23 protein-coding genes and 1 riboswitch are annotated in these 21,234 nt (G+C 74.3%); of the genes, 13 read left to right on the plus strand and 10 right to left on the minus strand.

What is annotated here, in order from left to right; genetic code table 11:
- Positions 1-5 precede the first annotated feature (5 nt).
- From ACH4PY_RS26110 to ACH4PY_RS26120, 3 genes are all read right to left on the minus strand, one after another.
- Entirely contained in the window at positions 6-989 is a 984-nt protein-coding gene (locus ACH4PY_RS26110) for a cobalamin biosynthesis protein (protein WP_398187566.1), read from the minus strand.
- Positions 990-1,111: 122 nt separating this feature from the next.
- A riboswitch (cobalamin riboswitch) is annotated at positions 1,112-1,243 on the minus strand.
- Positions 1,244-1,384: 141 nt separating this feature from the next.
- On the minus strand, positions 1,385-1,597 hold the full coding sequence (locus ACH4PY_RS26115) for a hypothetical protein (protein ID WP_398187569.1): 213 nt from the start codon (positions 1,595-1,597) through the stop codon (positions 1,385-1,387).
- A gap of 21 nt (positions 1,598-1,618) precedes the next feature.
- Positions 1,619-2,836 (minus strand): anion permease, encoded by a 1,218-nt coding sequence (locus ACH4PY_RS26120; protein WP_398187572.1) that lies wholly within the window; start codon positions 2,834-2,836, stop codon positions 1,619-1,621.
- A 221-nt stretch (positions 2,837-3,057) separates the two neighbouring features.
- Between ACH4PY_RS26120 and ACH4PY_RS26125 the strand changes: the two genes are divergently transcribed.
- The 6 genes from ACH4PY_RS26125 to ACH4PY_RS26150 all read left to right on the plus strand — a co-directional run bounded on the left by ACH4PY_RS26125 (position 3,058) and on the right by ACH4PY_RS26150 (position 10,396).
- On the plus strand, positions 3,058-3,699 hold the full coding sequence (locus ACH4PY_RS26125; protein WP_398187575.1) for a class II aldolase/adducin family protein: 642 nt from the start codon (positions 3,058-3,060) through the stop codon (positions 3,697-3,699).
- Positions 3,700-4,260: 561 nt separating this feature from the next.
- Positions 4,261-5,379, plus strand: coding sequence for an alpha/beta hydrolase (locus ACH4PY_RS26130; RefSeq protein ID WP_398187578.1), 1,119 nt, complete (start codon positions 4,261-4,263; stop codon positions 5,377-5,379).
- Positions 5,380-5,443: 64 nt separating this feature from the next.
- The gene (locus ACH4PY_RS26135) at positions 5,444-6,814 is read left to right on the plus strand and encodes a hypothetical protein (protein WP_398187581.1); all 1,371 of its coding nucleotides are present in this window, start codon (positions 5,444-5,446) and stop codon (positions 6,812-6,814) included.
- 441 nt (positions 6,815-7,255) lie between these two features.
- Positions 7,256-8,854 carry a ribosomal protection-like ABC-F family protein gene (gene abc-f / locus ACH4PY_RS26140; RefSeq protein WP_398187584.1) on the plus strand — a complete coding sequence of 533 codons (1,599 nt, stop codon included), beginning with the start codon at positions 7,256-7,258 and terminating at the stop codon, positions 8,852-8,854.
- Between the two features lie 365 nt (positions 8,855-9,219).
- Entirely contained in the window at positions 9,220-9,441 is a 222-nt protein-coding gene (locus tag ACH4PY_RS26145; protein ID WP_031522969.1) for a helix-turn-helix domain-containing protein, read from the plus strand.
- Between the two features lie 157 nt (positions 9,442-9,598).
- Positions 9,599-10,396, plus strand: coding sequence for an enoyl-CoA hydratase/isomerase family protein (locus ACH4PY_RS26150; RefSeq protein ID WP_398187588.1), 798 nt, complete (start codon positions 9,599-9,601; stop codon positions 10,394-10,396).
- A 31-nt stretch (positions 10,397-10,427) separates the two neighbouring features.
- On the opposite strand, the gene ACH4PY_RS26155 is transcribed toward ACH4PY_RS26150, so the two are convergent.
- A complete protein-coding gene (locus ACH4PY_RS26155) occupies positions 10,428-11,246 on the minus strand; it encodes a nucleopolyhedrovirus P10 family protein (RefSeq protein WP_398187671.1) in 819 nt (272 codons plus the stop codon).
- 143 nt (positions 11,247-11,389) lie between these two features.
- Here ACH4PY_RS26155 and ACH4PY_RS26160 point away from each other — a divergent pair, with 143 nt between their 5' ends.
- The 5 genes from ACH4PY_RS26160 to amaP all read left to right on the plus strand — a co-directional run bounded on the left by ACH4PY_RS26160 (position 11,390) and on the right by amaP (position 13,819).
- Complete coding sequence (locus tag ACH4PY_RS26160; protein WP_398187591.1) at positions 11,390-11,899, plus strand: Asp23/Gls24 family envelope stress response protein; 510 nt, start codon at positions 11,390-11,392, stop codon at positions 11,897-11,899.
- A gap of 55 nt (positions 11,900-11,954) precedes the next feature.
- Positions 11,955-12,155 carry a hypothetical protein gene (locus ACH4PY_RS26165; RefSeq protein WP_398187594.1) on the plus strand — a complete coding sequence of 67 codons (201 nt, stop codon included), beginning with the start codon at positions 11,955-11,957 and terminating at the stop codon, positions 12,153-12,155.
- The gene (locus ACH4PY_RS26170) at positions 12,155-12,523 is read left to right on the plus strand and encodes an Asp23/Gls24 family envelope stress response protein (protein ID WP_398187597.1); all 369 of its coding nucleotides are present in this window, start codon (positions 12,155-12,157) and stop codon (positions 12,521-12,523) included. Before ACH4PY_RS26165 ends, ACH4PY_RS26170 begins: the two co-directional genes overlap by 1 nt.
- Before the next feature lie 95 nt (positions 12,524-12,618).
- Positions 12,619-13,215: a DUF6286 domain-containing protein gene (locus ACH4PY_RS26175; RefSeq protein ID WP_398187674.1), complete on the plus strand. Its 597-nt coding sequence runs from the start codon at positions 12,619-12,621 to the stop codon at positions 13,213-13,215.
- Positions 13,216-13,222: 7 nt separating this feature from the next.
- Positions 13,223-13,819: an alkaline shock response membrane anchor protein AmaP gene (gene amaP, locus ACH4PY_RS26180; RefSeq protein WP_398187600.1), complete on the plus strand. Its 597-nt coding sequence runs from the start codon at positions 13,223-13,225 to the stop codon at positions 13,817-13,819.
- A gap of 277 nt (positions 13,820-14,096) precedes the next feature.
- Here amaP and ACH4PY_RS26185 read toward each other — a convergent pair whose 3' ends face one another.
- The 5 genes from ACH4PY_RS26185 to ACH4PY_RS26205 all read right to left on the minus strand — a co-directional run bounded on the left by ACH4PY_RS26185 (position 14,097) and on the right by ACH4PY_RS26205 (position 18,997).
- On the minus strand, positions 14,097-14,858 hold the full coding sequence (locus tag ACH4PY_RS26185; RefSeq protein ID WP_398187603.1) for an SDR family oxidoreductase: 762 nt from the start codon (positions 14,856-14,858) through the stop codon (positions 14,097-14,099).
- Position 14,859: 1 nt separating this feature from the next.
- A complete protein-coding gene (locus ACH4PY_RS26190) occupies positions 14,860-16,653 on the minus strand; it encodes a glycoside hydrolase family 15 protein (protein WP_398187605.1) in 1,794 nt (597 codons plus the stop codon).
- 49 nt (positions 16,654-16,702) lie between these two features.
- A complete protein-coding gene (locus tag ACH4PY_RS26195; RefSeq protein WP_398187608.1) occupies positions 16,703-17,563 on the minus strand; it encodes an SURF1 family protein in 861 nt (286 codons plus the stop codon).
- A gap of 94 nt (positions 17,564-17,657) precedes the next feature.
- Complete coding sequence (locus tag ACH4PY_RS26200) at positions 17,658-17,909, minus strand: hypothetical protein (protein WP_398187611.1); 252 nt, start codon at positions 17,907-17,909, stop codon at positions 17,658-17,660.
- Positions 17,910-18,004: 95 nt separating this feature from the next.
- Entirely contained in the window at positions 18,005-18,997 is a 993-nt protein-coding gene (locus tag ACH4PY_RS26205) for a DEDDh family exonuclease (protein ID WP_398187614.1), read from the minus strand.
- Positions 18,998-19,149: 152 nt separating this feature from the next.
- Between ACH4PY_RS26205 and ACH4PY_RS26210 the strand changes: the two genes are divergently transcribed.
- Positions 19,150-20,043: a sterol desaturase family protein gene (locus tag ACH4PY_RS26210; RefSeq protein WP_398187617.1), complete on the plus strand. Its 894-nt coding sequence runs from the start codon at positions 19,150-19,152 to the stop codon at positions 20,041-20,043.
- Entirely contained in the window at positions 20,040-20,744 is a 705-nt protein-coding gene (locus ACH4PY_RS26215; RefSeq protein ID WP_398187620.1) for a lysoplasmalogenase, read from the plus strand. Before ACH4PY_RS26210 ends, ACH4PY_RS26215 begins: the two co-directional genes overlap by 4 nt.
- On the opposite strand, the gene ACH4PY_RS26220 is transcribed toward ACH4PY_RS26215, so the two are convergent.
- Positions 20,715-20,942 carry a hypothetical protein gene (locus ACH4PY_RS26220; protein ID WP_398187623.1) on the minus strand — a complete coding sequence of 76 codons (228 nt, stop codon included), beginning with the start codon at positions 20,940-20,942 and terminating at the stop codon, positions 20,715-20,717. The genes ACH4PY_RS26215 and ACH4PY_RS26220 overlap by 30 nt on opposite strands.
- Positions 20,943-21,234: the final 292 nt, after the last annotated feature.

The raw sequence follows: 21,234 nt of genomic DNA on the forward strand, positions 1-21,234 counted from the left end.
ACCCCTCACGACGCCTCCCCCCGGCGGCGACGGCCGGACGGCGGGCCGCCGCCGTCGCCGTCTCCGGTCAGCAGCGACGGCAGCACGCTCACCGCGACGGCCAGCGCCGACACCCGGCGGGACAGGGCGATCGCCCGTTCGATGTCCGCCACCGCCGGGGGCGGGAACTCGGCACCCAGCACCGCGCGGTGCTCGGTGCGGCCCGCGTACGAGAGGGTGCCGCCCAGCCGGACACGGAGGGCACCGGCGAAGGCGGCCTCCACCGGGCCCGCGTTGGGGCTCGGGTGGGCGGCGGCGTCACGCCGCCAGGTGCGCCGGGCGTCGCGCGGGTGCGGGCCCGCGAGGACGGCGAGCGCCGCGGTGAGGCGGGCGCCGGGCCATCCCACCACGTCGTCGAGCCGGGCCGAGGCCCAGCCGAACCGGAGGTGGCGCGGGGAGCGGTGGCCCACCATCGCGTCCAGCGTGTTGGCGGCGCGGAATCCGGCGAGCCCGGCGGGACCTGCGGCCGCGCCCCACACCAGGGCGCCGACGACCGCGTCCGAGGTGTTCTCGGCGACGGACTCGACGACCGCGCGGGCGATCCCGGCGGCGTCCAGGTGCTGCGGGTCGCGCCCGCACAGGTGCGGCAGCCGGGCCCGTGCCGCGTCGAGGTCCCCGGCTTCCAGCGCGGCGCCGATCGCGCGCGCCTCGCGCGCCAGCGAGGTGCCGCCGAGGACGGCCCAGGTGCAGGCCGCGGCCAGCGCGGTGGAGGCCGCGGGGGAGCGGCGGGCGGCACGCGCGGCGAGCCCGGCGGCGGAGGCGGCGGCCCCGGCGCACAGCGCCGTGTACAGGGCGCCGGTGAGTCGGTCGTCGCGCCACAGCCGGCGCTCCAGCGCTCCCGCCGCGCGCCCGAAGGCCGCGACCGGGTGGCCGCGGCGCGGGTCGCCCGCGACGAGATCGCCGAGGAAGCCGAGTGCGGCGCCGTACGCGTAGGTGCGGTCGGCACGCATGGCTCAGACCGCCGTCACACCTCGCGGGGCGGTGGCGGTGGGAGGGGGTGGGGGAGTGGCGCCGGGCATGGCTGTTGTCCTCACTCAGGGTCCGCGCCCTGGTTCGACGTGACCGGCGGTGAGAGTCTCCTGGCTCCCGGATCTACGCACTCCCGGGTCTTCCAGCCGGTGAACCGGCCGTGACGTACGGGTTCGGGAGTGCACTCCCCGGTGACAGTGGCGGGACCGCGCCGGATTCGCACCGGACTTCCTCTCCTGCCGCCGTTATGGCATCCGGCAGTCCACCACGCCCGCAACGACCGCGTCAACCTGCCCCTGACCTGCGGCGACGGAGTGTGGTGAGGTCCACACCCCGTCGCGGAAGAGAGCCGGACGGCGCCGGCGGGCAGGGGGCGCTACTTGGCGACGATGAGCCAGATGCCCCACGCGACCGCCGCCGCGCACGCGGCGAAGCACACGTACGCGCCGCCGCGCGCGGCCACGCCGCCGGGCCCGGCCGCGGGCCGGGACAGGCCGACCACGCCGAGGGTGAAGACGCCGACCAGGCCGACGGTGGACAGCAGGGTGACGACCAGGACAGTGCCGAGGGCGTGCCAGTCGATGCTCATGAGGGCTCCTTCGGACCGGGGTCAGACCGTCGCGGTGGGGGCGGGTGCCGGGCTGCCGGCCGGCGGCGGGATCACGGCGGCGATGGCCGCGGTGACCGCGCCCTGCGGCTCGGCGGCACCGGCGGTGTCACCGCCGACCTCGTCGTTGACGTTGGCGTGCGTGACGGGCCTGCGGCGCGCCGCCGTACGGATCGCGGCGCACACCGCGAGTCCGAGCACGGCGACCGCGGCCACACCCCAGTTGCCCTGGTCGGCCAGCAGCGCGGCGCCCGCGCCGACCAGCCCGGCCGCGGGGAGCGTCAGCGCCCACGCGGCGACCATCCGCCCCGCGGTGCTCCAGCGCACCACCGCGCCGCTGCGGCCCAGCCCCGCGCCCATGACCGAGCCGGAGCACACCTGCGTGGTGGACAGCGCGAAGCCCAGGTGCGAGGAGGCCAGGATGGTGGCGGCGGCGCCGGTCTGCGCCGCGAAGCCCTGCTGCGGCTGGATGTCGGTGAGGCCCTTGCCCATCGTGCGGATGATCCGCCAGCCGCCGATGTACGTGCCCAGCGCGATGGCCGCGCCCGCCGAGACGATGACCCACAGCGGCGGGTCGGAGTGCGGGGCGACGACACCGCCGGTGATGAGCGCGAGAGTGATCACGCCCATCGTCTTCTGCGCGTCGTTGGTGCCGTGCGCGAGCGAGACGAGCCCGGCCGAGGCGATCTGCCCGGCGCGGTAGCCCTTCGCCGTCGCCCGCGGGTCGGCCTTGCGGTCCAGCCGGTAGCTCAGCCGCGTCGCGGCGAAGGCGGCGAGGCCCGCCACGAAGGGGGCGGCGAGCGCCGGTATCAGGACCTTCATGACCACGGCGTCGCCGTGCACGCCGTGCCGTCCGACCGCGACCAGCGTCGCGCCGATCAGTCCGCCGAACAGCGCGTGCGAGGAGCTGGAGGGCAGCCCGGCCAGCCAGGTCAGCATGTTCCAGACGATCGCGCCGACCAGCGCCGCGAAGATCATCTGCGGTCTGACGCCGGCGGACTCGTCGATGATGCCGCCGGAGATGGTCTTGGCGACCTCGACGGACAGGAAGGCCCCGACGAGGTTCAGCGCGGCGGACATGGCCACCGCCGTCTTGGGCTTGAGGGCGCCGGTCGAGATGGTCGTGGCCATCGCGTTCGCGGTGTCGTGGAAACCGTTCGTGAAATCGAACGCGAGAGCGGTGGCGATGACGATTCCGATCAGGAGCGTCATGTGTTCCATGGACCCAGGCAATCGTTCGATCGGACAGTGGCGAGCCGACCGTACGGACCGTTCATGAACGGGAGGTGAACTGGTAGGGGACTCGTGGTGCCAACATGACAGGACGATGAATGGAATGCCAAGGGTGATCGTCCTCACGGTATACAAAGCGTGCTACAACTGTGCGGGCGCGGGGCCGGTGACAATGTCCGTGCCGGGCCTCGGCAACGGAAGGGATCACCGTGCGGGACGCTGTCGCTGAAGCATGGGAAGAGGTCGTCGCCACGGCCCGCCGCAGCGTCGCCGACGGGCTCGTCGTCGGCACCTCCGGCAACGTCTCCGTACGCGTCGGAGAACGCGTCGTCGTGACGCCCACGGGCGTGCCGTACGACCGGCTGCGCCCCGCCGACGCGGTCGCCGTCGAACTCGACGGGCGCCAGGTGCGCGGCGACCTGCGCCCCACCAGCGAGCTGCCGCTCCACCTCGCCGTCTACCGCGCCACGGACGCGGCCGCGATCGTCCACACCCACGCGCCGCACGCCACCGCGGTGACCCTTCTCACGGACGAGCTGCCGCCCGTCCACTACATGGCCGCGGCGCTCGGCGGGCCCGTACGCGTCGCGCCCTACGCGCTCTACGGCACGGACGAGCTGGCCGCCGGGGCGGTCGCCGCGCTGCGGGGCCGCACCGCGTGCCTGCTGGCCAACCACGGCACCCTCGTGCACGCCGCGTCCCTCTCCCGCGCCTACGAGCACACCGCCCAGCTCGAATGGATGAGCCGCGTCTGGCTCCTCGCCTCCTCCGCGGGCCACCCGCGCACCCTGTCCCCGGACGACCTCACCGCGGCGTCCGCCGCCCTCGCCGCCTACGGCCAGCCGCACTGAGCTGCCCCTCGCGGCGGGTGCCCCGACCTTCTCCCGTTGGTGGGCTGAGCACGCAGTTCCCCGCGCCCCATCTCGCCCCGGGCTGCCCCGGGGGGTGCTTCTCGCGATCGTCCGCGCGTGGAGCCTGGCCGCGCAGTTCCCCGCGCCCCTGAAAACGCCCACCCTGCGCAGCGAGGGCAACCCCCAGGGGCGCGTGGGAGCACCTCCCGGGCGGAGCCTGGGGGAGAACGAAGCGCTCAGCCCCCGCCGGGGGAATGGCGACCCGCGACCGGAAGTGGCACTCACTTAGGGGCGCGTGGGAGCACCTCCCGGGCGGAGCCTGGGGGAGAACGGAGCGGCCGGCCCCCGCCGGGGGAATGGCGACCCGCGACCGGAAGTGGCACTCACCCAGGGGCGCGTGGGGGCACCTCCCGGGCGGAGCCTGGGGGAGAACGGAGCGGCCGGCCCCCGCCGGGGCGATGGCGACCGGCCACCGCTAGTGGCAGCTCAAGGGCGAGGCCGGGTCACCCGGGGAGGGCTCTCGGATGGCCGGGTGCGTGGGCCCGCGCGACACTGGACGGGATGCGACTGAGAACCGCCGTGGCGACAGCCACGACCGTGCTGGGTGCCGGCACCGCCGCCCTCGTGGTGGCCGGCCGGTACGGCTCCCGTTTCGCCCTGCGGCCGCCCGCCGAGGGCCCCGCCCCGGAGGGCGCGGTCACCGTGCACGCGGTCACGGAGGACCGCGTCACCCTCACCCGCACGGCCTCCTCCGCGCGCCGCGGCGTGTACGGCCTCACCGCGGACAACGGCCTGCACGCCATCGCGGGCGACGTCGTGGACGGCACCGCCTACGCGGTGACCCGCAAACTGCTCGCCGTCCCGCACGGCTCCCTCGACCAGGGCACGGCCGTCCGCCTCACCCCACAGGTGCACAGCGGCAACCCGCGGACCGCGCTCGGCCTGGACTTCACCGAGGTCGCCGTGCCGGGCGAACTCGGCCCGCTGCCCGCCTGGTACCTGCCAGGCGCCCGCAGCACCTGGGTGATCACCGTGCACGGCCTGGGCACGACCCGCGAGCAGGCCATGAACGTCCTGCCGACGCTGCACCACCACCGTTTCACCCAGCTGGTGCTGGGCTACCGCGGCGACCCGGACGCCCCGCGGCCCGCGGACGGCATCGGCCACCTCGGCCGTACCGAGTGGCGCGACCTGGACGCGGCCATGCGCTACGCCGTCGAGTACGGCGCCGAGCGCCTCGTGCTGTACGGCTGGTCGGTGGGCGCGACGATGGCGCTGCACGCGCAGCGGCTGTCCGCCGTACGGGCCAGGGTCGCCGGACTCGTCCTGGACTCGCCCGTGCTGGACTGGCGGGCCACGGTGTCCGCGGCCGCGCAGTCGCACGGCCTGCCCGCCCCGCTGACCCAGCTCGCGGTGCGCGCGGCCGAGGGCCGCCGGGTGCAGCCGCTGCGCGAGGGCACGGCCCCGGCCGACCCCGCGCCGCCGACCGTCCCGACGCTGATCTTCCACGGCCCCGACGACACCGTCGCCCCCTGGGACGCCTCCCGTGAACTCGCCGCCCGGCACCCGGAGTCGGTGCTGCTGCACACGGTGCGCGGCGCCCAGCACGGCGCGATGTGGAACGCCGACCCGGCCGGGTACGAGGAGACGCTGCGGCGCTTCCTCACCCCGCTCATGTGAGCGCGTCAGTGCGTGAATCCGCGCCCGATTGGGAATCTGGGCCCGCTCGTACGAGACTGCTCAAGTGACGTCCCGTAGCCCGCGAGACACTCCGCTCCGCCTCGTCCCCCGGCGGCCGCTCACCGCGGCCCGCAGGACCGCGACAACGCGCAGGTCGCGGCCTGCCCGTCCCCCCGAAGGCACGCCTCCGCTGCCGGACCTCGCCCGGCTCGCCCGCGCCGAACTCGGCGCCGCCGTACGGCTCGCGCGCTGGGCGGGCACCGGCCCCGGCACCGCGGGACCGACCGGCATACTCTCCGCGGAAGCGCTCGACCGCGCCGCCGCCGACCTGGGCCTGACACCCCGGCTGATCCGCACCGCGTGGGACCACGCCCGGCTGTCCGGCCTCATCGAACTGCACGGCGGGGCCGCGGTGCCCGGCTGGCGGCTGCGGGCGTGGGACAGCGACGACACGGCGGTGCTGCGCGGCTGGGTCGCGCTCTTCGACGCGTGGTCGCTCGCCCACCCGTTCCTGCCCGGCGACCGCACCGGCCCCGACCCGGCGCTGGTCGCCGAAGTCATAGAGGCCGCGCCGCAGTTGCTGTCCTTCCTGCACCTGTCCAACGGGCCCGTCCCGATCGACACGCTGCTGGACCTGCTGCGCCAGCGCGTCGCCGAACTGCGCACCGAACGCCACGAACCGCCCGCCGACGGCGCCGGCGACCCGCTGCCGACGCTGCTCGACTGGACGCTCGACGCCGTCGCCCGCGTGGGAGCGCTCCAGCCGCGCGACCCCGCCCGCCCCGACGAGGTCGCCCTCACCCCGCTGGGCAGCTGGGCGGTGTGGGTCAAGCTGGAACAGATCTGCGTCGCCGCGCAGGGGCCCGCCGGGCACATGGAGCAGTCCGCCCCGACCATGCTGCGGGCCTGCTCGCGGCTCTCGCCCGGCCCCGCCCGCGCGGAGTACCGCGCCTGGCTCGCCGCGCGCCCCGTCGCGCCCGCCGTCGCCGAACTCCTCGACACCGCCCGCGGCGACGACGCGCTGCTGCGCGGCCTCGCCTTCGAGGCGCTGCGGGTCGTCGGCGACCCCGCGGAGCCCGCGGTGCGGGCCGTCGTGGACGAGCCGGTGCTCCGCCCGTACGCGGTCCTCTGGCTCGCCGAACTCGACGGCGACGACCCCGACACCGCGACGGGCCTCCTCACCCGGGAGGAGGCGACGTGGCTGTGGGTCGACACGGCGGCCGCGGTCGCGGACCACGGCGAGGACCACCTGCTGGTGAGCCACCTCGACACGGCGGTCCAGGGCTCCGTCCGCGGACTCCTGGAGGAGGTCCGCGACGTCGGCCACCCCCGCACCGTCCAGGTCCTCGTCGCCCTCGCCGCCGCCCACCCGGACCCGGTCCTGGCGAAGGCGATGCGCAAGGCGGCCTTCCAGGTCCACACCGGCACCCCCTGACTCCGCGCGCCCTCACGCCCCGGGCTGCCCCCGGAGGTGCTTTGCGCGATCTCCGCGCATGGGGGCTTGTCGCGCAGTTCTCCCCCAGAGCTTCGCCTGGGAGGTGCCCCCCGCGCTGGGTGAGCGTTTTCAGGGGCGCGGGGAACTGCGCGCTCAGCCCGCCACCGGGGGACAGGCGAACTGCCACCGCAAGTGGCACTCACTCAGGGGCGCGTGGGGGTACCTCCCGGGCGGAGCCTGGGGGAGAACTGCGCGAGCAACCCCCCACGCACCGTAAGGTCGCGACGCCCACCGCAAGGGGCACCCTCGGGGCGCCCCCCGCCGCCGGGCCACGGAGGCCCCCCGCCGCCGGGCCACGGAGGCCCCCCGCCGCCGGGCCACGGAGGCCCCCCGCCGCCGGGCGGCAAAAGGAGGAGGGGAGCGGGCCAGTAGACTGGCCTCGTGATCACCGCCACCGGCATCGAGCTGCGCGCCGGCGCCCGCATCCTCATCGAGTCCGCCTCCTTCCAGGTCGCCAAAGGCGATCGCATCGGTTTGGTCGGCCGCAACGGCGCCGGAAAGACGACCCTGACCAAGGTGCTGGCCGGCGAGGGCCAGCCGGCGGCGGGGAGCGTCGCGCGGTCCGGGGAGGTCGGCTACCTCCCCCAGGACCCCCGCACCGGCGACCTCGACATCCTCGCCCGCGACCGCATCCTCGGCGCCCGCGACCTTGACGTCGTGCTGCGCAAGATGCGCGAGAACGAGGAGCGGATGGCGAGCGGCAAGGGCGCCACCCGCGAGAACGCGATGAAGAAGTACGCCCGCCTGGAGACGGAGTTCCTCACCAAGGGCGGCTACGCGGCCGAGGCCGAGGCGGCGACCATCGCCGCGGCGCTGGGCCTGCCGGACCGTATCCTCGGGCAGCAGCTGCACACCCTGTCGGGCGGTCAGCGGCGCCGTGTGGAGCTGGCCCGCATCCTGTTCTCGGACGCCGACACCCTGCTGCTGGACGAGCCGACGAACCACCTCGACGCGGACTCGATCAGCTGGCTGCGCGACTACCTGAAGACCTATCGCGGCGGATTCATCGTCATCTCCCACGACGTGAACCTCATCGAGACCGTCGTGAACAAAGTCTTCTATCTCGACGCGAACCGCGCCGGGATCGATGTCTACAACATGGGCTGGAAGCTCTACCAGCAGCAGCGGGAAGCCGACGAGAGGCGCCGCAAGCGGGAACGCGCGAATGCGGAGAAGAAAGCCGCGGCGCTCAATTCGCAGGCCGACAAGATGCGCGCGAAGGCCACCAAAACCGTCGCGGCGCAGAACATGGCGCGGCGTGCGGACAAGCTGCTCTCCGGTCTGGAGGCGGTGCGCGTCTCGGACAAGGTGGCCAAGCTGCGCTTCCCGGACCCGGCGCCCTGCGGCAAGACGCCGCTGATGGCGAGCGGCCTGTCGAAGTCGTACGGCTCGCTGGAGATCTTCACGGACGTGGACCTGGCGATCGACCGCGGCTCGCGGGTGGTCATCCTGGGGCTGAACGGCGCGGGCAAGACAACGCTGCTGCGGCTGCTGGCCGGGGTGGAGACGCCCGACACCGGCGAGGTCACGCCCGGCCACGGGCTGAAGCTCGGCTATTACGCGCAGGAGCACGAGACGCTGGACCCGGACCGTACGGTGCTGGAGAACATGCGGTCGTCCGCGCCCGACACCGATCTGGTGGACATACGGAAGATCCTCGGCTCGTTCCTCTTCTCCGGCGACGACGTCGACAAGCCGGCCGGTGTCCTGTCCGGCGGTGAGAAGACCCGGCTCGCGCTCGCCTCGCTGGTCGTGTCGAGCGCCAACGTGCTGCTGCTCGACGAGCCGACCAACAACCTGGACCCGGCCAGCCGCGAGGAGATCCTGGGCGCGCTGCGCACCTTCACCGGCGCGGTCGTGCTGGTCACGCACGACGAGGGTGCGGTGGAGGCGCTCCAGCCGGAGCGCATCATCCTGCTGCCCGACGGCGTCGAGGACCTGTGGGGCCAGGACTACGCGGACCTGGTCGCGCTCGCCTGACGATCACCGCAGGGGCCGGATGATCATGCCCATTGGATCATTCGGCCCACCGCGCGTCCGTCATCTGTGTGAGTCCGGCTGGTACTCGCGCGCACCCCGCGCCATGCGCCGGGATCCGAAGGCGATCAGTGGTGTGACGTCGGCAAACACCTTACGGATGCCCGCTGACCTGCTGCTCTTGTGCGGAAGCGCTTCACGGCCGGGAATTCTGCGGCGAAAAACGGCCGCCGCGGAACGTTCTTCGGCGGCTATCGCGGCATTCACGCGGTGAATGTCCCGTGACAGACCTTGTCGAATGGGTGGCCAGGAGAGCGCTTAGGGGTGATCATGAGAGTCCATAGCGCACTTCCCTGGAGGAGGCACGGGTGGCCGAGACTCTGAAGAAGGGCAGCCGGGTGACCGGCGCCGCGCGCGAGAAGCTCGCGGCAGACCTGAAGAAGAAGTACGACTCCGGTGCGAGCATCAGGGCACTGGCCGAGGAGACCGGCCGGTCCTACGGCTTCGTGCACCGGATGCTCAGCGAATCCGGCGTGACCCTGCGCGGTCGCGGCGGAGCGACACGGGGCAAGAAGGCCGTCACCGCCTGATCCCGCCCTCTTCCGGGCGGGTCCGGGCTGGTCACAGCCTGACCGGGCGCTGTGCCCGGTCCAGACGGGCGGGCGCCTTCCGACCCTGCGCGACTGCGTGCCGAGCTTGTGGTTACTCTTCGGTAATCACGTACGCGGTCCGTTTCGGAGGTCCCCGATGCCCGAAGACACCATCCTGCTCGAACGCGACGGAATCCGGCTGGCCCTGGACGGGACCGGCACCGTCGCCACCATCACCCTGTGCAACCCGGCCAAGCGCAACGCGCAGTCGCCCGCCCTGTGGCAGGCGCTGACCGAGGCGGGACGGCTGCTGCCGGGGCAGGTACGGGTCGCGGTGCTGCGCGCCGAGGGGCCGTCCTTCTCCGCCGGACTCGACCGGCAGGCGTTCACGCCCGAGGGCTTCGACGGCGGGCCGTCGTTCCTCGATCTCGGGCGCGGCGACGCGGGCGAGCTCGACGCGACCATCGCCGGGTACCAGCAGGCCTTCACCTGGTGGCGGCGCACCGACCTGATCACGGTCGCCGCCGTCCAGGGCCACGCCATCGGAGCCGGATTCCAGCTCGCACTGGCCTGCGACCTGCGGGTGTGCGCGCAGGACGTGCAGTTCGCCATGCGCGAGACCAGCCTGGGCCTGGTGCCCGACCTCACCGGCACCAAGCCACTCGCCGAGCTGGTCGGCTACGGCCGCGCGCTGGAGATCTGCGTGACCGGCCGCTACGTCCACGCCGAGGAGGCCGAGCGCACCGGGCTCGCCAACCTCGTCGTGCCCGCCGCCGAGCTGGACGCCGCCGTCGCCGACCTGACCGCCGCGCTGCTCGCCCCGCCGCGCGACGCCGTCAACGAGACCAAGGCCCTCCTGCGTACCGCCCGCGCGAACCCGGAGGACGCGCAGTACGCGGCCGAGCGCGCCGCCCAGGGCCGCCGGCTGCGCGATCTCGCGGGCGCCGCCGAGTAGCCGCCCGCCGGGATACGCCCCCGGGTCCGGCTCACTGCGTGGCGGTCACCACGACCGCCGCCGCGACCGGGCCGGGGGCGCCCTCCGCCGCCGCGGCCGTGACCGCCGCGGCCACCGCGCGGGCCACCACGTACGGGCGGTTCCCCGCCACCACCGCCAGCTGCACCTGTACCCGGCGGCCGTCCGCCGCGTCGCGTACCCGCACGCCCGCGCCGAAGCCCGCCAGCCGCCGGGTCAGCCGCAGCACGCCGGGCACCGCGAGCGCGGCCGCCGCCACCCGGTCGGCGGGTCCGCCCGCTTCCCCGTCCGTGAGCTCCGGCGGGCCCTCGCCCTCCACCACCACGCCCTCCAGCACCGCGTCCGGCGCGGGCAGCTCGTCCAGCAGCCCGGTCACCGCGAGGTCGACCGAGCCCACCGGCACTCCGAGGGCCTCCCGCGCGGTCGCCCACAGCACGGCCCGCAGCCGTTCCGCGGTCCGCGGCAGGGGGTCGTCCAGCGAGGCCGCGAAGTCCGCGGTGATCCGCAGCGGCCCGTACGGCAGCGCGCCCACCGGCGCGGCGCCCTCGGCCCGCGGCGCGACCGCTCCTGACGGCCCCTCGCCCGGCGCGACGCCTGACGCCCCGCCCGATGTGCCGCCCGGCGCGGCGCCTGACCCGCCGTCGTCCCCGCCGCTGTCGTCCAGTTCCAGCACGAGCGCGCCCAGCCGTACGCCCGGCAGCGCGTCCGCCACTCGGCGCAGCGCGGCCACGGCGGCGTTCTCGGTGATCCAGGCGGAGTCGGCCGCCTCGCCCAGCGGCAGCAGGCGGCCCAGTGCGACCTGTTCCCGCACCGTCCTGGCCAGTCGGTCCATGGTCACCAGGTCTCATCGCCTTCCGGTGTACTACCACTCGAACGGGGGGCCGGCAGCCCCCTCTGGACGCATCCCCGGAGCGCTCCAGGGCATGCGCACATAGTGTGGTGCACGGAGCAGCCCAGACGAAGGGACGACTCGCGATGACGGACAGCGGGCAGCACAACCGGCCGGAGCCCGAGGGCTCCTCGGCCGCAGGTGAGAGCGGGCGGACCCTGGACAAGGGATCGGCGGGAGGTACGCCGCGCAAGGTGCTCGGCGACCCCGCGAGCCGGGGCCGTACGACCATCGCGGACGGCGTGGTGGAGAAGATCGCCGGCCTCGCCGCACGGGACGTGGTGGGCGTGCACGCCATGGGCACGGGCCTGTCCCGGACGTTCGGCGCGGTACGCGACCGCGTCCCGGGCAGCACCCGGTCGGTCACCCGCGGCGTCAAGGCCGAGGTCGGCGAGGTGCAGACCGCGCTGGACCTCGACATCGTCGTCGAGTACGGCGTCTCCATCGTCGATGTCGCCCGCGCGGTGCGGGAGAACGTCATCGCCGCGGTGGAACGCATGACCGGCCTCGAAGTGGTCGAGGTCAACGTGGCCGTGGGCGACGTCAAGCTGCCCGACGACGACGATGACGACGACCGTGAGCAGCGGGTCCAGTAGTGACGACTGCGCGGCACCCGGCACCTGAAGCGGCGAGACGGACCTGGAGCGGACGATGAGCATGGCGGTGATCGGCCTCGCGGCCGGCATGGCACTGGGGTTCGCCGGCTATTTCGGCGGCTTCGGCGCCTTCCTCGTGGTGGCCCTGCTCGGCGCGGTCGGCTTCCTCGCCGGCAAGTTCTTCGACGGGGATCTCGAACCGGGTGACTTCTTCCGCACCAGGGACCGCGACCGCGACCGTGACCGGCGGCGCTGATGGCGTCGGCGGTTCCCGGACAGCTCCCCGCGGCGGACCGCGGGGCGCTGCGTATCGCGGACCGGGTCGTCGCCAAGATCGCCGCCCAGGCCGCCGGTGAGGTCCTCACCGACGCGCCGGGCGCCGACCTCGTACCGCGCGACGCCCGGCCGCACGCCTCGGTGTCCGTGCGCAAGGACACCGCCCGGCTCCGGCTCACCCTGGAACTGGGCTACCCGGCGAACATCGGCGCGGTCTGCGGCACGGTCCGCCGCCATGTCACCGGGAGAGTCGAGTCCCTGACGGGTATGGATGTACCCGAGGTGGCCGTCGAGGTGGAACGGCTGCACTCCGCGGCGGCCGGCCGCGACGAGGGGAGGGTGGAGTGAGCGACGACAGCGGCGGCAGTCACGAATACCGCGAGCAGGACCCGAACGAGTCCGACGAGGAGAACGCCCGGGTCAGCATCGCCAAACGGCCGCCCATCAAGCCCTACGCCGTCACGTCCGGGCTGCCCGGCGGCGGAGAGGGCCCCAAGGTCCGCCGCTTCTGGGCCGGCCGGCGCGTCCCCGCCGCGCTCACCGCCGCCGTGGGCCTGGGGCTCACCGGCCTCTTCCTCTACGACATCGCCTCGGTGCGCGCCGACCGCCAGGCGATGCAGTGGCGCAAGACGCTCGCCCACCAGCTCGCCACCCGGCACCTCGACAACGTCTGGATCATCCTCGGCGCCGCGGTCTGCGCCGCCCTCGGGCTGTGGCTGCTGATCCTCGCCGCGACCCCCGGCGAACGCGGCCTGCTGCCCATGGCACGCAACGGGGCGGACGGCGTCCGCGCCGGACTCGACCGGCGCGCCGCCGAACTCGTGCTGCGCGACCGGGCCATGGAGGTCTCCGGGGTGCGCTGGGCGCGCGTCGACGTCGGCCGCCGCCGTATCAAGGCCCGCGCCGCCTCCCACTTCCGCGAACTGGAAGAAGTGCGCGACGACCTGACCGCCGCGCTCGGCGAGGCCGTACGGCAGCTCGGGCTCGCCCGCGCCCCGCAGCTGCACATCCACCTCCACCGGGCCGAGAAGAAGGGGTGAGGGCGCCGTGCGGACGACCGTCAACCGGGTGCTGCTCGCCCTGATGGGGCTGATCCTGCTGGTGGTCGGCCTGTCGGTACTCGTCGGCAGCCTCGACCTCCAGCGCCACTGGGGCTTCACCATGCCCGGCTGGTGGCCCTTCACCGGACCCAAGGACGTCCTGCTCACCGACCACAGCAGGACCCGCTACCGCTCCGACGGCTGGTGGTGGCCGGTCGTCTTCGCCGTGCTCGGCGTGCTCTTCCTGGCCGGCCTGTGGTGGCTGCTCGCGCAGCCGCGCACGCGGCGGCTGCGGCAGATCCGGATCGACAGCGGCGACGGGCAGGGCGCGCTGCTGCGCGGCCGCGCGCTGGAGACGGTGCTGCGTTCCGAGTCGGAGGACACGGAGGGGGTCGCGTGGGCGAACACGATGCTCACGGGGCGCCGGGGGACTCCCGGGGCCCGGCTCGTGCTCGGGCTCGAACCCCGCGCCACGCCCGAGGACGTCGTCGCGCGCCTCGACTCCCACGTTCTGGAACGTGCCCGCACGTCCGCGGGCCTCGACTCCCTGCCGGCGGAAGCGCGCCTTCGCCCCGTCCGCCACCGCGCCTCCCGGGTCACGTGACCCGGTAGGCCCCCGCTTTTGCGCCCCGGGGCGCCCCTTGCGGCGGGCGTCGCGACCTTCCGCCGGTGGGGGCTGAGCGCGCAGTTCCCCGCGCCCCTGAAAAACGGGTGCCCTCCTCCGGCAAGGGCTCGCTTCTGCCGCGCAGGGGAACAAACCAGGGGCGCGTGAGGGTACCTCCCGGGCGGAGCCTGGGGGAGAACTGCGCGACAAGCCGCCCACCGGCAGAAGGTCGCGCGGGTCACCGCAAGAGGCACCCTGGGGCGTACCCCCCCCACCCTCACAGGGAGTGAAGCGCTCCGCCGTCCACCGGGAGGGTGAGGCCCGTGAGGTAGGAGGCCGCGGGCGAGAGGAGGAAGGCCGCGGCGCGGCCGAACTCCTCCGGAGTGCCGTAGCGCCGCAGCGGAATGCGGGCGGAGTGCGTGGCGCGGGCCGCTTCCGGGTCCCCGGCGAGCGAGTCCAGCTCGCGCACGCGATCCGTGTCGATCCGCGCCGGCAGCAGGCTGACGACACGGATCCCGCGGGGTCCGACCTCGTCGGCGAGGGTCTTGGCGAAGCCCGCGAGACCCGGGCGCAGCCCGTTGGAGATCGCGAGCCCGGCGATGGGCTCGCGGACGGAGCCGGAGAGCACGAAGCCGATGACACCGCCTTCGCCGAGGGCCGCCGCGGCGGAGCGGGCGAGCCGGACGGCTCCGAGGAAGACGGACTGGAAGGCGGCGAGCCACTGCTCGTCGGTCATGTCGGCCGCGGCCCCGGCGGGCGGCCCGCCGACGCTGATGAGCACCCCGTCGAGCGCCCCGAACCGGGCGCGCGCGGTGGCCAGGAGCGTCTCCGCGGTCGCCGGGTCCGCGTTGTCCGCGACGACGCCGAGCGCCCGCTCGGGCCCGCCCAGTTCCGCCGCGGCGGCGTCCACCGTCGCGGCGGTGCGCCCGGAGACGACGACCTTCGCACCCTCCGCGGCGAGTTCGCGGGCGGCGGCGAGGCCGAGGCCGCGGCCGCCGCCGGTCACCACGTACACCCGGTCCTTGAGTCCGAGGTCCATCTCAGGGCGTCCTTCCGTCGAGTCCCGTGAGGGCGAGCGCGGTGTTGACCAGGCCGACATGGCTGAACGCCTGCGGGTAGTTGCCCAGCTGGCGCCCGGCGACCGGGTCCCATTCCTCGGCGAGCAGCCCGACGTCGTTGCGTACGGTCAGCAGCCGTTCGAAGAGTTCGGTGGCCTCGTCCGTACGGCCGGTGGCGTGCAGCGCGTCGGCGAGCCAGAACGAGCAGGCGAGGAAGGCGCCCTCGCTGCCGGGCAGCCCGTCGACGCCGCCGGAGTCGGGGGAGTAGCGGCGGACGAAGCCGTGGTGGTCCAGTTCGCGGCGGACCGCCTCGACGGTGCCGGCCACCCGCCGGTCGGTCGCGGGCAGGAAGCCGACCTGCGGGATCAGCAGGGTGGCCGCGTCCAGTTCGGTGGAGCCGTAGGACTGGGTGAAGGTGTTGCGTTCGGCGTCGTAGCCCTTCTCGCACACCTCGGCGTGCACCTGCATGCGCATGGAGCGCCAGCGGTCCGCGTCGCCGCGCCGTGTCGGGTGCGCCTCGACCGTGCGTACCGCGCGGTCCGCGGCGACCCAGGCCATGACCTTGGAGTGCACGAAGTGCCGGCGTGGGCCGCGTACCTCCCACAGGCCCTCGTCGGGCTCGCGCCACTTGCCCTCCAGGAACTCCATGAGGGCGCGTTGCAGGTTCCAGGCGTGCGGCTCGTCGCGCAGGCCGCTGTTGCGGGCCAGGAAGAGGGAGTCCAGCACCTCGCCGTAGACGTCCAGCTGGAGCTGGCCGGCCGCGGCGTTGCCGACCCGGACCGGGGCGGAGCCCGCGTAGCCCTTGAGCCAGGGGACCTCGTACTCGGTGAGCCGGCGTTCGCCCGCGATGCCGTACATGATCTGGAGGTCGGCCGGGTCGCCGGCGACGGCCCGCAGCAGCCAGTCGCGCCACGCCTGCGCCTCGGCGAGGAAGCCGCCGGACACCAGCGCGTTGAGGGTGAGGGCGGCGTCGCGCAGCCAGCAGTAGCGGTAGTCCCAGTTGCGCACCCCGCCGATCTCCTCGGGCAGCGAGGTGGTGGCGGCCGCGGCGATGCCGCCGCTGGGCGCGTAGGTGAGCGCCTTGAGGGTGATCATGGAGCGCAGCACGGCGTCCCGCCACGGCCCCTGGTAGCAGCACTGGGCCGACCACTGCTCCCAGTCCTCGACGCTCTGGTCCAGCGCCTCGAAGGGGTCTATCCGGCTGGGCTTGCCGGTGTGCGAGGAGTGCCAGGTCAGCACGAAGGCGACCCGGTCCCCGGCGGCGACCGTGACGTCCGCGTACGTGCGCATGTCCTTGCCGTACATCGGCAGCGGCGGCTCGGTGCGCAGCCATACGGCGTCGGGCCCGGCGACGGCGACCCGCTGGTGGTCGGCGCGGCGCACCCAGGGCACGACGCTGCCGTAGTCGAAGCGCAGCGTCAGCTCGCTGCGCACGGCGACCTCGCCGGACACGCCCTCGACGATCCGTACGAGGTCGGGCGCGTGGTCGCGCTGCGGCATGAAGTCGGTGACCTTGACCGTGCCGTCCGGGGTGTGCCAGACGGTGTCCAGGACGAGGGTGTCGCCGCGGTAGGAGCGCTCGCTGCACTCGTCGGAGGTGCTGTCCAGCGGGGCGATCCGCCAGCGGCCGTTGCCCTCGTCGCCGAGCAGCGCCGCGAAGCACGCGGCGGAGTCGAAGCGCGGCAGGCACAGCCAGTCGACCGACCCGTCCCGGCCGACGAGCGCGGCGGTCTGCAGATCGCCGATGAGTGCGTAGTCCTCGATACGTCCTGGCACGGCCCCGCCTCGTCGCCTTCCGGTCCTGGTGTCGAGTGTGCTGGCGCGGCTAGCGCACCGCTACCGGAACGCTGCCTTCCGGCTCCTGCGGCTCCGCCGGGTCCGCGGTCTGCAGCGCGCGTTCGGCGAGGATCTCCGCCCGCTGCCGGCGCAGCAGCACCACCCAGCCGACCGGCACCATCGCGGTGAACAGCCACCACTGGATCGCGTACGCCATGTGCGGGCCGATGCTCTGGTGGTCCGGCTCCGGGATGAGGCCGGGCTGGCCGTGGCCGGGGTCGGGCGTGGTGGACACCAGCTCCAGGTAACCGCCGAGCACCTGTGCCCGCAGGTGGCCGGCGTCCTCCACCTGCTGCCCGCTGATCAGCATGATCTGCCGGTCGGGCAGGCCGGTGCGGTTGCGGATGCCGGTCGTGGAGCTGGTCTCGTCCGGGCGCAGCCGCCCGACGACGGTGACCTCGCCGGACGGCGGCGGGGTGATATTGGGGAACTTCGTCGGGTCGTCGCCGGGGGCGATCCAGCCGCGGTTGACCATCACCGCGCGGCCGTCGTCCAGGATCAGCGGGGTGATGACGTGGTAGCCGACCTGCTCGCCGCCGCCGGAGGAGTCGTCGGAGCCGGAGTTGCCCGCGGTGCGGTGCCGGGCGACGACCTCGTGCGCGGTGTCGTAGTGGCCGCGCGCGGTGACGGTCTTGTAGAGGTCCTCGTGCGGGACCTGGAAACCGGGCGAGGTCACCGACTCCACCGGGACCGGCGCGGCCTTCAGGGCCGCGGCGATGAGGTGGTTGTTGGCCACCCGGTGCTCGTGCCGGTGCAGCTGCCAGAAGCCGAGTCTGACCATCACCGGCATCAGCACGAGGCCGACCAGGGTGAGGACGACCCATTGGCGGGACAGCAGGAAGCGGTACACCCCACGACGGTACAACCCGGCCGTGGGGCGCCCGCGGGTAGGGGTCACCGGCGGCCCGGCGGGGGCTCTCCGGTGCCGGTCGGCGGTCGGGGTCTCAGGCCGGGGCGGGGGTCTCGACATGGTCGACGATGCCGGCGGCGCCCTCCGCGGCGGCGCAGTGCGCGCAGCAGTAGAAGTGGCCGTCGGCCTCGACGCCGTGCCCGAGGATCTGCACCCGGCAGTGCTCGCACACGGGCGCCATCCGGTGGGCGGCGCACTCGAAGCAGTCGAAGACGTGCACCGCGCCCTGCGCGTGCACCTCGAAGGTCATCGCATAATCGTTTCCGCAGACTTCGCATCGTGCCATGGGGCACAGGCTGCGGTCCGCGGACACCCCGGGCAACGCGCGCGCGGGCGTGTTGCCCCCCTGCCACCCGGACGGCGGCGCCACGCCCCGCGTCCTCAGCCGTGCACGTCCTGCGCCGGGGTGACCGCCTTGAGCAGCTCGGTGAACTCCCGCTCGTCGATCACCGGCGTCCCGTACTCCCGGGCCCTGACCGCCTTGCTCGTCGGGGAGTCCGGGTCGTTGGTGACCAGCAGGCTGGTGAGCCGGCTCACCGAGGTCGCGACGTGCAGCCCCGCGTCCGTCGCCCGGTCCTCCAGCAGTTCGCGGTCTATCCCGGTGTCGCCGGAGAAGGCCACCCGCATCCCCTGCACCAGCGCCCCGCCCGGCGCGAGCCGCCCCGGGTTCGGGTACGGGCACGCCGGGCGCTTGCGGGCCGGCCGCCAGCCCGAGCGCGGACCCGACCCGTACAGCCGCCCGAAGCGCGGCGCGGGCACCGGGGAGTCGACCCACTCGGTCAGCGGGCGGCACGCGTGCAGCGGCAGCGGCAGCCCGGCCGCGGCCGCGAGGTGCAGGCTCGGCCGGAAGGCCTCGGCGAGCACCCGCGCGTCGTCCAGGGCGTGGTGGGCGCGCTGCTGGACCACCCCGTAGTGCGCGGCGAGCGACTCCAGCTTGTGGTTGGCCAGCGGCAGCCGCAGCTCCTTGGACAGCACGATCGTGCACAGCCGCTGCTCGACCGGCGCCGCCGAGCGGGCGCGGGCGTACTCGCGGGCCAGCATCGACCAGTCGAAGACCGCGTTGTGCGCCACCAGCACGCGCCCCGCGAGGCGTTCGGCCAGTTCGCCCGCGACCTCGGCGAAGAGCGGGGCGTCGGCGAGCGCGGCGGCCGTCAGCCCGTGGATCCACACCGGGCCCGGGTCGCGCTGCGGGTTGACCGGCGAATACCAGTGGTCCTGGACCTCCCCGTGGGCGTCGAGGCGGTAGACGGCGGCGGACACGATCCGGTCGTCCCGGCCGAGACCGGTGGTCTCGACGTCGACCACGGCGTAGCCCCCGGGGTAGTTCTCGGGCCAGGGCGTGGGGGAGGGCGGCGCGGTCGGGTTGTCCAGCATGGTGAGGAGGATACGGCGCCGCGCCGACAGTGGATCATCCCCGTCCGGCCGGCGGGACCGCGCGGTGCCCCGGCAGGCTTGACGCGTACGCGCCCGTACTAATCGGTAACAACATCTGGTGCCCGCCCGGGACGTGCCTCTATGGTGCGCGCATGCCGCAACTGCCCGATGTCGTCCTGTGGTCGATACCCGCCTTCGTGCTGCTCACCGTCGTCGAGGTGGTCAGCTACCGCATTCACCCCGACGAGGACGCGGCCGGGTACGCGGGCCGGGACACCGCCGCGAGCCTGTCGATGGGCCTGGGCAGCCTGCTCACCGACGCACTGTGGAAGATCCCGATCGTCGCCGTCTACTCCGCCCTGTACGCCCTCACCCCGCTGCGGGTGCCGGTGCACTGGTGGACGGTGCTGCTCATGCTGCTCGCACAGGACTTCTTCTACTACTGGTCGCACCGCGGGCACCACGTCATCCGGCTGCTGTGGGCCTGCCACGTCGTGCACCACTCCAGCCGCAACTTCAACCTCTCCACCGCGCTGCGGCAGCCCTGGACGAGCCTGACGTCCTGGCCGTTCTACCTGCCGCTCATCGCGCTGGGCATGCACCCGGCGGCGCTCGCCTTCTGCTCGTCGGTCAGCCTCGTCTACCAGTTCTGGATCCACACCGAACGCATCGACAAGCTGCCGCGCCCGCTGGAGTTCGTGCTCAACACGCCCTCCCACCACCGCGTCCACCACGCCTCGCAGGGCAGCTACCTCGACCGCAACTTCGGCGGCATCCTCATCGTCTGGGACCGCCTGTTCGGCTCCTTCACCGCCGAGACCGAGCGCCCCGTCTACGGCCTGACCAAGAACATCGCCACGTACAACCCGCTGCGCGTGGCCACCCACGAGTACGCCGCCATCGCGCGCGACCTCGCCAAGGCGGGCAGCTGGCGCGACCGGCTCCGCCACCTCGTCAACGGCCCCGGCTGGGCCCCCGCCCCTGCCCCTGCCCCTGCTCCGGCTGCCGCTCCTGCTCCGGCCGCCGCCCCCGAGGCCGCGGCATGACGCAGAGCACCCCGCGGCCCGACGCCGAGCGGGCCGCGCGCGTCGTCGTGCTGTTCGCGACGCTCGCCGCGCTGCACATGTCGGCCGTCACCCAGCACTTCGACGTCCTGCGGGTGGTGACCAAACCGCTGCTGATGCCCGTGCTCGCCTGGTGGGTGCTGTGCCGGCGCGGCCCGCGGCTGCTGGTCGCGGCGCTGCTGTGCGGCTGCGGCGGCGACGTGCTGCTCGACGTCGGCGGCACCGTGCCCTTCCTGCTCGGCATGGCCTCCTTCGCCGCCGGCCACATCTGCTACCTGCGGCTCTTCACCCGGCTCGGCTCCTTCCGCGGCCCCCGCACCGCGGTCCGTGTGCGCTGCGCCGCCTACGGCGTGGTGTGGGCCGCCCTCGTCGTGGCCCTGTGGCCCGGACTGGACGCGGGGATGCGCGTGCCCGTGGCCCTCTACAGCGTGCTGCTGACGGCGATGGCCGCGGGCGCGTACGGGGTGGGGGCCGTCGCCCGCGCGGGCGGCCTGCTCTTCCTGCTGTCCGACAGCCTCATCGCGACCGACCTCGCGGACTGGCCGCCGCTGCCCGGCCACGGTGCCTGGGTCATGGCGACGTACCTGGCCGGACAGGCGCTGCTCGCCCTCGGCGTGATGTCCACCGTGCGCGGCGTCGTCCTGCGCCGGACGTCACCCGCTGCGACGCCGGCCGGCCCGTAGCGCCGCGATGCTCAGCAGCGGCAGCCGCACGCTCCCGTAGGGCCAGTGCCCGGCGGCCGCCGCGCGCGGCCCGGTGACCGGCGGCGCCACGGCGGCCACCGGGGCGGCGAGCCGCACGCTGCCGTACGGGCGGGGCCGCGGGCCCTGCGGCGGTGCGGGGTCCCCGGCGGGCGGCGGCGGTGGCGGTGGGGTCGGCACGGGGGGCTCCTCGCGGCAGCACGGGCGCCGGCGGGGGCGGCGGCGCGACGACGGCACGGATGTGCGCCCTGCCCAACGACCCGCCGCCGCCCCGGTGTCGCCCCCGCACCCCGCGCCGCACGGACAGGTGAACCCCGCGGATGACCACTGACCAGCCGATACACCCTCCGGCTCGGGCCGCTGTCCGTGCCACGCCCCTAGTCTTCTGAGTCAGGAATTCGCTTCAAATATCCGGCGAGGCGCTCGAGGATGTCGTCGGCGGTCTTGGTCCAGATGTAGGGCTTGGGGTCGG

Origin of the sequence: Streptomyces sp. NPDC021224, from assembly GCF_044332905.1 — a bacterium.
In the GTDB taxonomy this organism is placed as follows: domain Bacteria; phylum Actinomycetota; class Actinomycetes; order Streptomycetales; family Streptomycetaceae; genus Actinacidiphila.

Coding starts and splice junctions, on each gene's coding strand:
- ACH4PY_RS26200 (WP_398187611.1), bottom strand. CDS start 17,909: ATGGCACGATGCGAAGTCTGCGGAAACGATTATGCGATGACCTTCGAG.
- ACH4PY_RS26160 (WP_398187591.1), top strand. CDS start 11,390: ATGACGGACAGCGGGCAGCACAACCGGCCGGAGCCCGAGGGCTCCTCG.
- ACH4PY_RS26215 (WP_398187620.1), top strand. CDS start 20,040: ATGACGCAGAGCACCCCGCGGCCCGACGCCGAGCGGGCCGCGCGCGTC.
- ACH4PY_RS26155 (WP_398187671.1), bottom strand. CDS start 11,246: ATGGACCGACTGGCCAGGACGGTGCGGGAACAGGTCGCACTGGGCCGC.
- ACH4PY_RS26185 (WP_398187603.1), bottom strand. CDS start 14,858: ATGGACCTCGGACTCAAGGACCGGGTGTACGTGGTGACCGGCGGCGGC.
- ACH4PY_RS26120 (WP_398187572.1), bottom strand. CDS start 2,836: ATGGAACACATGACGCTCCTGATCGGAATCGTCATCGCCACCGCTCTC.
- ACH4PY_RS26205 (WP_398187614.1), bottom strand. CDS start 18,997: ATGCTGGACAACCCGACCGCGCCGCCCTCCCCCACGCCCTGGCCCGAG.
- ACH4PY_RS26115 (WP_398187569.1), bottom strand. CDS start 1,597: ATGAGCATCGACTGGCACGCCCTCGGCACTGTCCTGGTCGTCACCCTG.
- ACH4PY_RS26210 (WP_398187617.1), top strand. CDS start 19,150: ATGCCGCAACTGCCCGATGTCGTCCTGTGGTCGATACCCGCCTTCGTG.
- ACH4PY_RS26170 (WP_398187597.1), top strand. CDS start 12,155: ATGGCGTCGGCGGTTCCCGGACAGCTCCCCGCGGCGGACCGCGGGGCG.
- ACH4PY_RS26150 (WP_398187588.1), top strand. CDS start 9,599: ATGCCCGAAGACACCATCCTGCTCGAACGCGACGGAATCCGGCTGGCC.
- ACH4PY_RS26110 (WP_398187566.1), bottom strand. CDS start 989: ATGCGTGCCGACCGCACCTACGCGTACGGCGCCGCACTCGGCTTCCTC.
- ACH4PY_RS26130 (WP_398187578.1), top strand. CDS start 4,261: ATGCGACTGAGAACCGCCGTGGCGACAGCCACGACCGTGCTGGGTGCC.
- ACH4PY_RS26165 (WP_398187594.1), top strand. CDS start 11,955: ATGAGCATGGCGGTGATCGGCCTCGCGGCCGGCATGGCACTGGGGTTC.